This is a genomic window from Ralstonia mannitolilytica (assembly GCF_000954135.1).
Taxonomy (GTDB): Bacteria; Pseudomonadota; Gammaproteobacteria; order Burkholderiales; family Burkholderiaceae; genus Ralstonia; species Ralstonia mannitolilytica.
Genome location: NZ_CP010799.1, coordinates 1,926,968 through 1,940,003 on the forward strand (window position 1 = coordinate 1,926,968; position 13,036 = coordinate 1,940,003).

At 64.6% G+C, this 13,036-nt stretch carries 15 protein-coding genes; 9 read left to right on the forward strand and 6 right to left on the reverse strand.

The features are described from left to right. Positions 1 to 46: 46 nt before the first annotated feature. The 3 genes from htpG to TK49_RS09175 all read left to right on the forward strand — a co-directional run bounded on the left by htpG (position 47) and on the right by TK49_RS09175 (position 3,804). Positions 47 to 1,969, forward strand: a complete 1,923-nt coding sequence (gene htpG / locus TK49_RS09165; RefSeq protein ID WP_045786401.1) for a molecular chaperone HtpG — start codon at positions 47 to 49, stop codon at positions 1,967 to 1,969. A 16-nt stretch (positions 1,970 to 1,985) separates the two neighbouring features. Next, the gene (locus TK49_RS09170; RefSeq protein WP_045786402.1) at positions 1,986 to 2,489 is read left to right on the forward strand and encodes a DNA-deoxyinosine glycosylase; all 504 of its coding nucleotides are present in this window, start codon (positions 1,986 to 1,988) and stop codon (positions 2,487 to 2,489) included. An 871-nt stretch (positions 2,490 to 3,360) separates the two neighbouring features. Then, positions 3,361 to 3,804, forward strand: a complete 444-nt coding sequence (locus tag TK49_RS09175; RefSeq protein ID WP_045786403.1) for a thioesterase family protein — start codon at positions 3,361 to 3,363, stop codon at positions 3,802 to 3,804. 44 nt (positions 3,805 to 3,848) lie between these two features. On the opposite strand, the gene TK49_RS09180 is transcribed toward TK49_RS09175, so the two are convergent. Continuing rightward, positions 3,849 to 5,330 (reverse strand): aminotransferase class V-fold PLP-dependent enzyme, encoded by a 1,482-nt coding sequence (locus TK49_RS09180; protein ID WP_045786404.1) that lies wholly within the window; start codon positions 5,328 to 5,330, stop codon positions 3,849 to 3,851. A 141-nt stretch (positions 5,331 to 5,471) separates the two neighbouring features. On the opposite strand from TK49_RS09180, the gene TK49_RS09185 reads away from it, so the two are divergent. The 4 genes from TK49_RS09185 to TK49_RS09200 all read left to right on the forward strand — a co-directional run bounded on the left by TK49_RS09185 (position 5,472) and on the right by TK49_RS09200 (position 8,270). Then, positions 5,472 to 5,942: an Lrp/AsnC family transcriptional regulator gene (locus TK49_RS09185; RefSeq protein ID WP_045786405.1), complete on the forward strand. Its 471-nt coding sequence runs from the start codon at positions 5,472 to 5,474 to the stop codon at positions 5,940 to 5,942. 46 nt (positions 5,943 to 5,988) lie between these two features. After that, positions 5,989 to 6,498, forward strand: a complete 510-nt coding sequence (locus TK49_RS09190; protein ID WP_045786406.1) for a DUF1993 domain-containing protein — start codon at positions 5,989 to 5,991, stop codon at positions 6,496 to 6,498. A 129-nt stretch (positions 6,499 to 6,627) separates the two neighbouring features. Then, complete coding sequence (locus tag TK49_RS09195; protein ID WP_045786407.1) at positions 6,628 to 7,386, forward strand: tetratricopeptide repeat protein; 759 nt, start codon at positions 6,628 to 6,630, stop codon at positions 7,384 to 7,386. 8 nt (positions 7,387 to 7,394) lie between these two features. Continuing rightward, entirely contained in the window at positions 7,395 to 8,270 is an 876-nt protein-coding gene (locus tag TK49_RS09200; RefSeq protein ID WP_045786408.1) for a spermine/spermidine synthase domain-containing protein, read from the forward strand. Positions 8,271 to 8,341: 71 nt separating this feature from the next. Here TK49_RS09200 and TK49_RS09205 read toward each other — a convergent pair whose 3' ends face one another. The 5 genes from TK49_RS09205 to TK49_RS09225 form a co-directional block, all read right to left on the reverse strand. Then, positions 8,342 to 8,740 (reverse strand): nuclear transport factor 2 family protein, encoded by a 399-nt coding sequence (locus TK49_RS09205; RefSeq protein ID WP_045786409.1) that lies wholly within the window; start codon positions 8,738 to 8,740, stop codon positions 8,342 to 8,344. 150 nt (positions 8,741 to 8,890) lie between these two features. After that, positions 8,891 to 10,066 (reverse strand): vWA domain-containing protein, encoded by a 1,176-nt coding sequence (locus tag TK49_RS09210; protein WP_045786410.1) that lies wholly within the window; start codon positions 10,064 to 10,066, stop codon positions 8,891 to 8,893. Between the two features lie 30 nt (positions 10,067 to 10,096). Next, positions 10,097 to 10,423, reverse strand: a complete 327-nt coding sequence (locus tag TK49_RS09215; RefSeq protein WP_045786411.1) for a DMT family transporter — start codon at positions 10,421 to 10,423, stop codon at positions 10,097 to 10,099. Next, complete coding sequence (locus TK49_RS09220) at positions 10,420 to 11,025, reverse strand: GNAT family N-acetyltransferase (RefSeq protein ID WP_045786412.1); 606 nt, start codon at positions 11,023 to 11,025, stop codon at positions 10,420 to 10,422. The genes TK49_RS09215 and TK49_RS09220 overlap by 4 nt, the downstream gene beginning before the upstream one ends. A gap of 13 nt (positions 11,026 to 11,038) precedes the next feature. Then, entirely contained in the window at positions 11,039 to 11,920 is an 882-nt protein-coding gene (locus TK49_RS09225; RefSeq protein WP_045786413.1) for an AAA family ATPase, read from the reverse strand. 288 nt (positions 11,921 to 12,208) lie between these two features. On the opposite strand from TK49_RS09225, the gene TK49_RS09230 reads away from it, so the two are divergent. Together TK49_RS09230 and TK49_RS09235 are read left to right on the forward strand one after the other, a co-directional pair. Continuing rightward, positions 12,209 to 12,556 (forward strand): c-type cytochrome, encoded by a 348-nt coding sequence (locus TK49_RS09230; protein WP_045786414.1) that lies wholly within the window; start codon positions 12,209 to 12,211, stop codon positions 12,554 to 12,556. An 11-nt stretch (positions 12,557 to 12,567) separates the two neighbouring features. Continuing rightward, positions 12,568 to 12,966, forward strand: coding sequence for a c-type cytochrome (locus TK49_RS09235; protein ID WP_045786415.1), 399 nt, complete (start codon positions 12,568 to 12,570; stop codon positions 12,964 to 12,966). Positions 12,967 to 13,036 lie beyond the last annotated feature (70 nt).

Consider the following 13,036-nt stretch of genomic DNA (forward strand, 5'->3'; position numbering starts at 1 on the left):
AGCCCGCTTCGCTTTCGTTTTCACTGACTTTTTGCACATCACACACATGAGCGCACCGCACGAGACGATGGCTTTCCAGGCAGAGGTGAAGCAGCTTCTGCACCTGATGATCCACTCGCTGTACAGCAACAAGGAGATCTTCCTGCGCGAGCTGGTTTCCAACGCTTCGGATGCCGTGGACAAGCTGCGCTTCGAGGGCATCGCCAACCCCCAGCTGTTGGAGGGCGGCGGTGAGCTCGGCATCCGCATCGGCTTCGATGCGGCCGCGCGCACCCTCACCATTGCCGACAACGGCATCGGCATGAGCCGCGACGAGGCCATCCGCAACCTCGGCACCATCGCCCGTTCCGGCACGCGCGAGTTCTTCAGCCAGCTCTCGGGCGACCAGCAGAAGGACGCTGCCCTCATCGGCCAGTTTGGCGTGGGCTTCTATTCGGCCTTCATCGTGGCCGATCGGGTGACGGTGGAATCGCGCCGCGCGGGCGTGCCTGCCAATGAAGGCGTGCGCTGGGAAAGCGCCGGCGACGGCGAATTCACCGTCGACACGATCGAGCGCGCCGAGCGCGGCACCACCATTACGCTGCACCTGCGCGAGGGCGAGGACGATTTCCTCAATGCCTGGCGCATCAAGTCGGTCGTGCAGAAGTACTCGGACCACATCTCCCTGCCGATCCAGATGCGCAAGGAAACGTGGGACGAAGAGAAGAAGGCGATGGTTGCCCAGGACGAATGGGAAACCATCAACCAGGGCAGCGCGCTGTGGGCGCGCCCGCGCGCCGACGTGACCGACGATCAGTACGTCGCGTTCTACCAGCACATCGCGCACGAAAACGGCAAGCCGCTCGCCTGGACGCACAACCGCGTGGAAGGCCGCAGCGAATACACGCAGCTGCTGTACATCCCGACCAACGCGCCGTTCGACCTGTGGGACCGCGAGCGCCGCAGCGGCCTGAAGCTGTACGTCAAGCGCGTCTTCATCATGGACGACGCCGAGCAGCTGCTGCCGGGCTACCTGCGCTTCGTGAAGGGCGTGATCGATTCGGCCGACCTGCCGCTGAACGTCTCGCGCGAAATCCTGCAGGAAAGCCGCGACGTGAAGGCCATCCGCGAGGGCTCGACCAAGCGCGTGCTGGGCATGCTCGAATCGATGGCCGAGTCGGATGACGCCGCCGAGAAGGAAAAGTACGCCACGTTCTGGCAGAACTTCGGCCAGGTGCTCAAGGAGGGCATCGGCGAAGACCACGCCAACAAGGACCGCATTGCCAAGCTGCTGCGCTTTGCTTCCACGCACAACGAAGACAGCGTCCAGACCGTCTCGCTGGCCGACTATGTCAGCCGCATGAAGGAAGGCCAGGACAAGATCTACTACGTGACCGCCGAGAGCTGGACGGCCGCCAAATCGAGCCCCCACCTCGAGATCTTCCGCAAGAAGGGCGTCGAAGTCCTGCTGCTGACCGATCGCGTGGACGAGTGGATGCTCTCGTTCCTGCACGAGTTTGAAGGAAAGGAACTTGTGTCGGTGGCGCGCGGCGATCTGGACCTCGGCGCCATGGAAGACGAAGCCGAGAAGGCCGAGCACGCCAAGGTGGAGGGCGAGTTCAAGGCGCTGGTCGAGCGCGCCAAGGCAGTGCTTGCCGACAAGGCCAAGGACGTGCGCGTGACGCACCGCCTGACCGACTCGCCGTCGTGCCTCGTAGCCGATGAAGGCGACATCAGCGGCACGCTCGCGCGCCTGCTCAAGCAGGCCGGGCAGAAGGCGCCCGAGACCAAGCCGGTGCTGGAGCTGAACCCGACGCATCCGCTGGTGCGCAAGCTGGCGCTGCTGGAAACCGTGACCGGCAATGAGCAGGACCGCGCCGCGTTCGAGGATCGCCTGCATGTGCTGTTCGACCAGGCGTTGCTGGCCGAAGGCGGCGCGCTGGCCGATCCGGCTGCCTATGTGCAGCGCGTGAACCGCCTGCTGGCCTGATCGACGTACTGTCGCAGTGACGCTCAAGCGATGCTTTCCGCCCGTGGTCGACGCGCACACGCGCGTGCTGATCCTGGGCAGCCTGCCCGGCGAGGCATCGCTTGCGCAATCGCAGTACTACGCCTACAAGCACAACCAGTTCTGGCGGCTCGTCGGTGACGTCATCGGCGAAGATCTGCCGGGCATGGACTACGCCGCGCGCCTGCAAACGCTCCTGGCACATCGCATCGGCCTGTGGGACGTGGTGGCGCAAGCCAAGCGCGAGGGCAGCCTGGACAGCAAGATCCGCGACCACGCCGGCAATGATCTGGTGGGCTTGATCGAATCGCTACCGAACCTGGTTGCGATTGCCTTCAATGGCGGGACGGCCGAGCGCATGGGTGTGAAGGCGCTCGGGCGGCATGGTGATCGGCATCACATCCTGCGGCTGCCTTCCAGTAGCCCCGCCTATACCGTTCCGTACGCCGAGAAGCTGCACGTCTGGCGGACGCTGCGGCGATGGCTCGATATGCCGGGCTGACGATCCAGGCACGCTGTCATCGATGCAGCGGCGTCTGGGCTAGTACAGCCAAGGCAACGAGCGCAGTCGCCATCGCAACGGGCCGCCCGTGTTGCCCTGTCATGCCGATCCACCTCGTGCGCGGGTGCAGTGCATGTTCCATCAGCATGTCCAACCCTCGATGTTCGTCCTCACTCCTCCAACGGGGCGAGGTCGTCTTTACGTACCGTGCGGGTGCGTTGGAACGTCGTTTGCTCGTCGGTCGTCACAGCCCTCCAGGCGTTGCACGTGCGTGCTCTGGGGAAGGCTGATCACCCGAAAGATGGAGGACCACATGAGCAAGACAACTTCAATCAGTGCGCTCGCATTCGTCATCGCAGGCGTTCTCGCCGGCTGTACTGCCGCCGGTAGCGGAACGGGCTCGGCTGCAGGCTCCGGGAGCGTGACGCCAGGGACGGGCTCGATGTCTCAACCGGGATATGGCACCGGCACGAGCTCAAGCGGCAGCGCGAGCGGAGCAGGCACGGGCGCCACGAGCACGAGCCCGCGCTAAGCGACACCGACCTTTGCACAACTGTTCATCGACGGGCCGGGAAGCATTTGCAAAACAGGCCCGATTTTTTTTTGCACGCATCCCAAGGGCGACATGGTATGCGCGTTCACGGGGGGACTGCGCCAACGCAAGATGCAGACGGTGTGGCACGTCGTCGGGCCTGGTCGCCCGCTGTGATGACGAACGCGGACACGTTCGAGCGCATGCAGGGATCGCGGCTGGGGCTTCGCACGGTTGCGTCGGCAGCGCATCGTGCAACGCGCAGGCCGGCGCGTATGATGAGCGCCTTGCCGCCCGCCCCGTCAGGGCGGCGCTCATTTCCTTCCTGCCGATTCCACGATGGCCCGTCTCAAGCTCGATCTGCCCGCCGACCAATTCTGCTATGGCACCCACCTCACCGTGCGCGTGACCGATATCAACGCGGCCAACCATCTTGCCAATGACTCGATGATCTCGATGATCTCCGAGGCGCGGGCGCGGTTCCTTTACGAGTTTGCCAGCGAGGACGTGAACCATGAGGGCGCCGGCATCATCGTGACCGATCTCGCCACCATGTACCGCAACGAAGCGCATGCGCGCGACCAGCTGTTGTTCGAGGTTGGCGTGATGGACTTCAACAAGTACGGCGGCGACATCATCTTCCGCATCACGCGTCCGGCCGACGACACGCTGATCGCCATGGCCAAGTCCGGCTTCGTGTTCTTCGACTACGTGGCAAAGAAGGTCGTGCCGATGCCACAGGCGTTCGCCGGCCGTTTCCCGAAAGTCAACTGGGTGGAGTAAACGGCGCCGGGCGGACAGCGCGCATCGAGTGTGAACCGCTGCGCCTACCGGGCTTGGCGCTGATCCGCCAGCCGGTTCCACAGCACGCTCGCGCGGTTGCCGCTCCTGCAGTACGCCAGGATCGGTTTCGGCAATGCATCGACCAAGGCGCCGAACGCATCGACTTCCGCATCGCCGATGCGGTTCGGCTCCACGGGCAGGTAGCGCGCTTCCAGCCCCAGTTCGCGGGCAGCCGCGGCGATTTCCGCGAAGGCCGGCTGGTCGTCGCCTTCGCCGTCGGGGCGGTTGCAGATGACCGAGCGGAACCCCGCATCGCGGATGGCTTTCAGGTCTGCCGGCACGATCTGCCGCGAGGCGGCCAACCCGCTCGATGCCGTGGCCCGGCATTGCTCGATGGCCTGGCGGAAGCAGGCAATGGCCGCGTCAATGTCGTGCCCGGTCGTAAAGCGGCCGAGGCTGATGCGCACCGTGCGGCCCGCGGCCGCTGCGTCCAGGCCAATGGCCGACAACACATGCGATGGCGTACCGGCTGCGGAATTGCACGCCGAGGTGGACGACACCGCGAGCGTGTCACCCAGCATGAACGGGAAGAAGCCCGGCGCATTGACCGTCAGGCTCAAGGTGTGCGGAATGCGCTGCGTCGTGCCAGCGTTATGCACCACGTCACCGAGCGCCAGCACCGACGTTTTCAGCCGCTCGCTGAGCGCGGCAATGCGAGCCGTCTCACTCGCAAGGTCTTCTGCCGCCAGCTGGCACGCGACGCCCATGCCGACAATCTGATGCGTGGCCAGCGTGCCGGAGCGCAGCCCGCGCTCGTGTCCGCCGCCGTGCATCTGCGGTGCGATGCGCTCTGCGATGTCGCGCCGGACATACAGCGCGCCGATGCCCTTGGGCCCGTACACCTTGTGGGCGGACATCGACATCATGTCGATGCCGAGCGCACGTACGTCGATGGGCGTCTTGCCGAGCGCCTGCGCCGCGTCGACATGGAGCAGCGCGCCCCCGGCGTGCACGATCTGCGCGATGGCGCCGATGTCCGTCAGGGTGCCGAGCTCGTTGTTCACCAGCATGAGCGAGACGAGCCCTGTGTCCGGGCCGATGGCCGCGGCGACGGCCTCGGCCGTGATTTCCCCGGAACAAGTCGGCGCCACGTACGTGACGGAACAGCCGCGCGTCGACAGGTTCGCCATCGTGTCGAGGATGGCCTTGTGCTCGATCCGGCTGGTGACGAGATGGCGCTTCGCGGTCGCGGTGTCTGCGTAGCCCTTCAGTGCGAGGTTGTTGGATTCGGTGGCTCCGGACGTCCAGATGATCTCGTCCGCATCCGCGCCGATGAGCGCGGCCACCTGTTCGCGGGCGCGCTCGACCTTGTCGCGCGCCAGCCGGCCGGTTGCATGCGAGCTCGATGCCGGGTTGCCGAAGGCGCCATCGATGCCGAGGCACGCCATCATGGCGGCGATCACGCGCGGGTCAGCCGGCGTGGTGGCGGCGTAGTCGAGGTAGTGCGGCGTGTTGCGATCGGTCATTTCGTTCTCTGGAGGCATTCGGTCGAGGAAATGATACGGCGGGCACGCAGGAAAAATAATTCAAAATGGCCTGCAGAATTCGGCTTGTCAGGAAAATAATTCCTTAGAATGTGCCATCTGAAGAAACCATTTTTGAGAGCCATGGACGCCATTGACCGCGAGCTGCTGAGGTTGTTGCAGGCCGACGTGACGCTGCCCATTGCCGAACTGGCGCAGCGCGTGAATCTTTCGCAGACGCCTTGCTGGAAGCGGGTGCAGCGGCTCAAGGAGACCGGCGTCATCCGCGCGCAGGTGGCGCTGTGCGACGCGCGCAAGCTCGGCGTCGGCACCACCGTGTTCGTTGCCGTGCGCACCGACCAGCACACGGAGAAATGGGCGCAGCGTTTCACACAGGTGGTCTGCGACATGCCGGAGGTGGTCGAGGTCTACCGGATGAGTGGCGATATCGACTACCTGCTCCGCGTGGCGGTCACCGGCATCGAAGACTATGACCGCGTGTACAAGCAGCTCATCAAGGCCGTGCCGCTGTCGGACGTCAGCGCCTCGTTCGCGATGGAGCAGATCAAGTATTCGACCGCACTGCCGGTGCGCGACGACGCCAACGCGGGCTGAAGCGCGTCCGCCGCTGTCCCCGTTTTTGCTACCCGAGGAGAACCTGATGACGACCCCGTCGATGTATGCGTTTCTGGTGCCAACCGCCAATCGCATGCTGGGCAACCTGTCGGCCCTGCTCGACAAGGCCGCGGCTCATGCCGAGGCCCGGAACTTCGACCCGGCCAACCTGCTGAACGCGCGCCTGGCGCCCGACATGCACCCGCTCACGCGCCAGGTACAGATTGCGTGCGATATGGCCAAGGGTGGGGCGGCGCGCCTGTCCGGCACCGAGGTGCCTTCGTATCCGGATGACGAGGCGACGATTCCCGAACTGAAGGCACGCATCGCCAAGACGCTGGCCTTCGTCAACAGCATCGACCGCGCAGCCTTTGAGGGCAGCGAAGACCGCGCCATCACGCTCAAGAGCCCGACGCGCGAGCTGCATTTCAACGGCCTGGACTACCTGCGCGGCTTTGTGCTGCCGAATCTGTACTTCCACGTGACCACGGCGTATGCGCTGCTGCGTCATAACGGCGTGGAGATCGGCAAGTTCGACTATCTCGGCCGCGATTGAATCACCCGGCGGTGGCAGTACGCCGGCAGCGCAAGCCCGGGCAGCGTTTTTCTGCTTCATCGGCTCATCTGTCACAATCGCGCCCGTGGCCGGCGGTGCGTCGGCGTGTTCTGTCATCGGGCTCCTGATATGTCGTTCTTCGGAATCGGGTTTCACGTCATCGTTGCGCTGTTCTTTGCCGTGCACTGTGTGCGCAGCAACCAGAACATGTATTGGCTGTTCATTCTGTTTGTGTTTCCGCTGCTGGGCAGTGTGGTGTATTTCTTCGCCATTTACCTGCCGGAGATTCGCCATTCGCGCGGCGCCCGCGTGGCCGGCCGCGCCGTCACCCAGTTGATCGACCCGAACCGCGCCGTGCGCGAAGCGCGCATTGATTTCGATCGCGCGCCGACCGTGCAGCACCGCCTGCGTCTGGGCGAGGCGTTGCTGCAAGCCGGCAACGCCAAGGAGGCGCGCGAGCATTTCGAGCAGGCCGCCACGGGCCCGTTTGCCTCGGACCCGGCTCTGTTGCTCGGCCTGGCGCGCGCCCAGTCCGCCACCGGCGACGCGGCACTCGCCAAGGACACGCTGGAGAAGCTGTTCGAGGTCCATCGCATTGCACGCCAGCAGCCCGATCCCACGTTGCTGTACGCACGTGCCTTGGCCGCCACCGGCGCGCCGAATACCCGCGAAGCGTTCGAGCAGGCGCTCACGTGTGGCAACGACGCGGCCGCCCGCTGTCTCTTCGGCGAATGGCTGCGCGCGCAGGACAACGATGCCGACAAGCAGCGCGCGCAAGCCTTGTTCGATGACATCCTGCGCGACGCCAAACACTGGACACGCTACGCCAAAGACCACAATCGCGAATGGCTGCAGCGTGCGGCCGCCGCCCAGTCCTCTTCCCGTTGATCCCATTCATGACGCTGTTGAAACGCAAATCCATCGAGGCCGTGGCCTCGCGCCGTCCGGCTCGCGCCAAGCGCGAAGAGCGTGCCGACCACGGCGATGCACCGAAGCGCATGGCGCCGCGCTTTGCGCCGGTCACGTTCTCGGAGCTGTCGGGGGTGCGCTATCTGCACTTCGGCACCGAGTGGGTACAGGGTGCCATGCGGCTGTCCAAGCCTGACGCGATCGAGCTGGAATATGCGCAGCAGATGATGGCGTGGCTGCTGTTTCTGGATCCGGCTTCCCGCCCGGATTTCCATGTCGTGCAGCTTGGGCTGGGCGCTGCGGCGCTGACCAAGTTCTGCCATCGCCAGCTCGCGCCGGCGCGTGTCACGGCGGTGGAGCTGAACCCGTCGGTCATCGTCGCCGCGCGCAGCATGTTCCACATGCCATTCGACGACGCGCGCCTGAGCGTGCTCGAGCAGGACGCCTATGACTGGGTCACGGATGCGAACCACCATGGCACCGTGGACGCACTGCAGGTGGACCTGTACGACGCCACCGCGCGTGGTCCGGTCCTCGATACGCCGGCGTTCTACAAGGCTTGCCGACAGGTGTTGCGCGCCCCGGGCGTGATGACGATCAACCTGTTCGGCGACCACACCAGCTTCCCGCGCAACATCGAGCGCATCTGCGATGCGTTCGACAACCGCGTGCTCGTCTTCCCCGAAGTGCACGATGGCAACGTGATTGCGCTGGCGTTCAACGGCCCGCCGCTGCAGGTGAGCTGGGAAGCCGTGCAGGCGCGGGCGGCGGTGCTGCAGGCATCGCTCAAGTTACCGACCAAGGGGTGGGCGCAGGGGCTGCGCAATGCCAACGCCGGCCAGGAAGCCATGCTGACGATCTGAGCGCCACGGTCCCGCGTCAATGCAGAACGCCCCGGCATGCCGGGGCGTTTGCTTGTGGCGAAGGCACGTGCTCAGGCCGCATCGCCCATGCCGGGCATCTGGTCGATGAAGCCGGTGACCGCCTGCATGCGGCCGTCTGCGATGCGGACGAAATCCGTGCCCTTGACCAGCGCCTGCCCGTCGGGGCCCAGTGTCCAGCGGAAGCGGAGCGTCTCCTGCACCACGTCTACACCGCCGTCGCGCGCAAAGCGGAACCCCGGAAATTTCGCCTGCACGCCGGCGATGAGCCCGTCGATGCCGTCATGGCCCGTGCCCTGCATCAGCGGGTCGACATAGGTGGCGCTTTCCGTCCAGGTTTGCGCGACGAGGGTGCGGCGCTGTGCGGCGTCGGTCGCGTTCCAGGCGGCGATGTAACGCTCGACCAGCGTATCGGCGAGGTTTTCGTTGACGGCGAGTTGCGTGATGGTCATGGCATTTCTCCGTGGGAGTCGAGGAAGCTGCATGGCACGGTGATCCGCGTTCCGTGCTGCATGGCTTCATCTTCGATGCTGGCGTGGACGGTGTCGATTACGCGGCAGGTAATGACCGCATCCAGGCCCGGAGGAATGCGGGAAGGCGCGTTACTTCGACAGCAGCCGCATCGCCGATTCCAGCCCGGCAATGGTCACCGGATACATGCGCGTCTTCACGATCTGGTTGATGACCGAGATGGACTGCCGGTACTGCCAAAGCGCTTCCGGCTCCGGATTCAGCCAGACGAACTTCGGAAACTGCTCGATCAAGCGGTTCAGCCACACGGCACCCGCCTCGGCGTTGTTGTATTCCACCGAGCCGCCGGGCTGCAGGATCTCGTATGGGCTCATCGTCGCATCGCCCACGAAGATCAGCTTGTAGTCGGGCGGGTACTTGCGGATAACGTCCCACGTGGAGAAGCGCTCCGCATGGCGGCGCCGGTTGTTCTTCCACAGCCATTCGTACACGCAGTTGTGGAAGTAGTAGTACTCGAGGTGCTTGAACTCGGTCTTGGCGGCTGAGAACAGTTCTTCCACGCGCTTGATGTGGTCGTCCATCGAGCCGCCCACGTCCATCAGCATCAGCACCTTGACGTTGTTGTGCCGCTCGGGGCGCATCTTGATGTCGAGCAGGCCGGCGTTGGCCGCGGTCGAGTGGATGGTGTCGTCGAGGTCGAGTTCGATGTCGGCACCGTCACGCGCGAACTTGCGCAGGCGGCGCAGCGCGACCTTGATGTTGCGTGTGCCCAGTTCGACGGTGTCGTCGTAGTCTCTGTAGGCGCGGGCTTCCCACACCTTCACGGCCGTGCGGTTGCCCTTGGATGGGCCGCCGATGCGGATGCCTTCCGGGTTGTAGCCGCCGTGCCCGAACGGCGACGTGCCGCCGGTGCCGATCCATTTATTGCCGCCTTCGTGCCGCTCGTGCTGTTCGTTCAGCAGCTCCTTGAGCCGCTCCATCAGCTTGTCGAGGCCGCCCATGGCCTCGATCCTGGCTTTCTCTTCGGGCGACAGCTCGCGTTCGAGCTTCTTGATGAGCCAGTCGAGCGGAATGTCCGCGCGCCAGTCGACGGCGCCTTCCACGCCCTTGAAATATGCGCCGAAGGCCTGGTCGAACTTGTCGAAGTGCTTCTCGTCCTTCACCAGCGTCATGCGCGCCAGGAAGTAGAACTCGTCGAGCGAGGGCGCGATGACCTGCTGCTTGAGCCCTTCGAGCAGCGTCAGGTATTCCTTGACCGAGACCGGCAGCTTGGCCTGCCGCAGGGTGAAGAAGAAATCGATGAGCATGTCCGTCTCCGCTCCGTGCGCCCGGTGCCTTCAATGGGAGGCGCCGCTCATGTTCAGCAGCACCACGCCGCCCACCACCATGCCGATGCCCGAGAGCTTGGCCATCGACACGCCTTCCTTGAACAGCAGAATGCCGACGATGGCCGTCAGCACCGTGCCCACGCCTGACCACACCGCATAGGTGATGCTCATGTCGATGCGCTTCATGACGATCGCCAGGCCCCAGAACGCGAGCCCATAGCAGACGGCCGTGCCGATGATCCACGCCGGCTTGGAAAACCCTTCCGACAGGCGCAGGCACAACGTGCCGATCACCTCAGTGACGATGGTGCCGGCCAGCAGCAGCCACGGGTTCATGGATGCTGCTCCAGCTTGTACTGCAGATGCCGCTTCACGGTCAGCCATTCCGATTCGATGATCGAGAAGACCACCGTGTCGCGGAAGCTGCCGTCGGGCATGCGCTGATGATTGCGCAGCACGCCGTCCTGCTTGGCGCCCAGGCGGGCGATGGCGGAGCGGCTCTGGTGGTTCATCCAGTGCGTGCGGAACTCCACCGCGATGCAGCGCAGCGCTTCAAACGCGTGCGTCAGCAGCAGCAATTTGCATTCGGTGTTGACGGCGGTGCGCTGCACCGATTTGGCATACCACGTGTGGCCGATCTCCAGCCGGCGATGGGCCTCGTCGACGTTGAAGAACCGCGTGGCGCCAACGACCTTGCCCGGCTTCCCGTCGCGCATCTCCCGCACGACGAACGGCATGGCGCCGAGACGCTCGCGCATGTCCATCGCGATCGCCAGCCAGTCGCCGACTTTCTCGGGCGAGGGCACGGACGTGTACCACAGCTTCCACAGCTCGCCGTCGGCGACTGCGGCGCGGACTTCATCCGCATGTTCCGGGCCGAGCGGCTCGAGCCAGGCGTGCTGGCCGGACAGGGTGACGGGCTCGATCAGGCGCGACATCTTGCGGCTCCGCTCAGCGGTTGGCGCGGTTCATGAACACGAGGCGCTCGAACAGGTGCACGTCCTGTTCGTTCTTGAGCAGCGCCCCGTGCAGCGGCGGAATCGCAGCGTTCTTGTCCTGGCTGCGCAGCGATTCCGGCGGAATGTCTTCGGCCAGCAGCAGCTTGAGCCAGTCGATCAGCTCGGACGTCGACGGCTTCTTCTTCAGCCCCGGCAGGTTGCGCATCTCGTAGAACGCGTCCAGCGCGGCCTTGACCAGCGCGGGCTTGATGCCGGGGTAGTGCACATCGACGATGGCCTGCATCGTCTCTGCATCCGGGAACTTGATGTAGTGGAAGAAGCAGCGACGCAGGAACGCGTCGGGCAGTTCCTTCTCGTTGTTTGACGTGATGATGACCAGCGGGCGGTGCTTGGCGCGGATGGTCTCGCGCGTCTCGTACACGTAGAACTCCATGCGATCCAGCTCGCGCAGCAGATCGTTCGGGAATTCGATGTCGGCCTTGTCGATCTCGTCGATCAGCAGCACGACCGGCTGGTCGGCTTCAAACGCCTGCCACAGCACGCCCTTGACGATGTAGTTGCGGATGTCGTGGACCTTGTCGTCGCCGAGCTGCGAGTCGCGCAGGCGCGAGACGGCGTCGTACTCGTACAGCCCCTGCTGGGCCTTGGTGGTCGACTTCACGTGCCACTGCAGCAGCGGCATGCCCAGCGCGGCGGCCACTTCCTCTGCGAGCATGGTCTTGCCCGTGCCGGGCTCGCCCTTGATCAGCAGCGGGCGCTGCAGTGTCATCGAGGCATTGACCGCGAGCTTGAGATCATCGGTGGCGACGTACTGGGCGGAGCCTTCGAAACGCGCGCGCTGGTCGGGTGCGGCAGGCGAGGTGGTGGTGTTCATCGTGCAAGCCTACTGAGCGGTAAAAGATTGGGAAACGGCCAGTATAAGAGCATTTGGCCGTTTGCCGCCGGGCGTTGGCGGGCGCGCCATTGCACGCTGTCAAGTCACGGGACCCCTAACTGGACTGGAAAAAATGCCGTGCGTTACAATGCGCCGGTTTGACGCACCTCAAATGACCGCCTGGTGGCCTCTTGCCAGTAGTCGGTGAAGGCGCCCAGAGAGACGGCCGGCTGACAGGTCCAGCAGGCAGGGCGAGCAGGATTCTGAAACTCCACGCTTAAGAACGAGATGAAAAAGATCCTCACCATGGTGGCATTGACCGCGCTGGCCGCGTCAGCCTCCGCAGCCGACGTCCAAGGCAACGCGGCCGCCGCCGAGAGCAAGGTCGCCATGTGCATCGGCTGCCATGCCATCCCCGATTACAAGACGTCATTCCCCGAGGTGTATCGCGTGCCCTACCTGGGCGGCCAGAACGCGAAGTACATCGAGGCCGCACTGCATGCATACCAGAAGGGTGACCGCAAGCACCCGACCATGCGCGCCATCGCCGGCTCGCTGACGGACCAGGACATCGCCAACCTGGCCGCGTACTACTCGCAGCAGACGCCCGCCACGCCCAACAACCCGCAGAAGTGACGAGGAAGAACATGAACAAGATCTCGCTCGCAATCGCGTCCGGTCTGGGCGCATGGATGCTGGGTGTCGCCGTGTCGGCGCAGGCTGCGGACCTGGAAAAGGGCAAGCAGTTGGTGGAGAAGGGCGCCTGCGCGGCCTGCCACGGCGCTGGCCTGAACGCGCCCATCTCGCCGGATTACCCGAAGCTCGCCGGCCAGCATGGCGACTACATCTATCATGCGCTGCTGGCCTATCAGACCAGCAACAACCCGCTGGTCGGCCGCAGCAACGCCATCATGGCGGGTCAGGTCAACAGCAACCCGGCGACCATCGGCGCAGACGGCAAACCACGCCCGTTCACGCAGGCCGAGCTGAAGGATATCGCCGCCTATATCGAATCGCTGCCGGGCTCGCTGGTGCTGAAGAAGTAAGCTGCGGCATCGGCAAAAGCCACCAACAAAAAACCGCTCTCCGGAGCGGTTTTTTGTTGGGCTGACGCGA

Coding starts and splice junctions, on each gene's coding strand:
- TK49_RS09210 (WP_045786410.1), bottom strand. CDS start 10,066: ATGCTCATCGATTTCTTCTTCACCCTGCGGCAGGCCAAGCTGCCGGTC.
- TK49_RS09180 (WP_045786404.1), bottom strand. CDS start 5,330: ATGACCGATCGCAACACGCCGCACTACCTCGACTACGCCGCCACCACG.
- TK49_RS09175 (WP_045786403.1), top strand. CDS start 3,361: ATGGCCCGTCTCAAGCTCGATCTGCCCGCCGACCAATTCTGCTATGGC.
- TK49_RS09205 (WP_045786409.1), bottom strand. CDS start 8,740: ATGACCATCACGCAACTCGCCGTCAACGAAAACCTCGCCGATACGCTG.
- TK49_RS09195 (WP_045786407.1), top strand. CDS start 6,628: ATGTCGTTCTTCGGAATCGGGTTTCACGTCATCGTTGCGCTGTTCTTT.
- TK49_RS09200 (WP_045786408.1), top strand. CDS start 7,395: ATGACGCTGTTGAAACGCAAATCCATCGAGGCCGTGGCCTCGCGCCGT.
- TK49_RS09220 (WP_045786412.1), bottom strand. CDS start 11,025: ATGTCGCGCCTGATCGAGCCCGTCACCCTGTCCGGCCAGCACGCCTGG.
- TK49_RS09230 (WP_045786414.1), top strand. CDS start 12,209: ATGAAAAAGATCCTCACCATGGTGGCATTGACCGCGCTGGCCGCGTCA.
- TK49_RS09225 (WP_045786413.1), bottom strand. CDS start 11,920: ATGAACACCACCACCTCGCCTGCCGCACCCGACCAGCGCGCGCGTTTC.
- TK49_RS09215 (WP_045786411.1), bottom strand. CDS start 10,423: ATGAACCCGTGGCTGCTGCTGGCCGGCACCATCGTCACTGAGGTGATC.
- TK49_RS09185 (WP_045786405.1), top strand. CDS start 5,472: ATGGACGCCATTGACCGCGAGCTGCTGAGGTTGTTGCAGGCCGACGTG.
- TK49_RS09190 (WP_045786406.1), top strand. CDS start 5,989: ATGACGACCCCGTCGATGTATGCGTTTCTGGTGCCAACCGCCAATCGC.
- TK49_RS09235 (WP_045786415.1), top strand. CDS start 12,568: ATGAACAAGATCTCGCTCGCAATCGCGTCCGGTCTGGGCGCATGGATG.
- htpG (WP_045786401.1), top strand. CDS start 47: ATGAGCGCACCGCACGAGACGATGGCTTTCCAGGCAGAGGTGAAGCAG.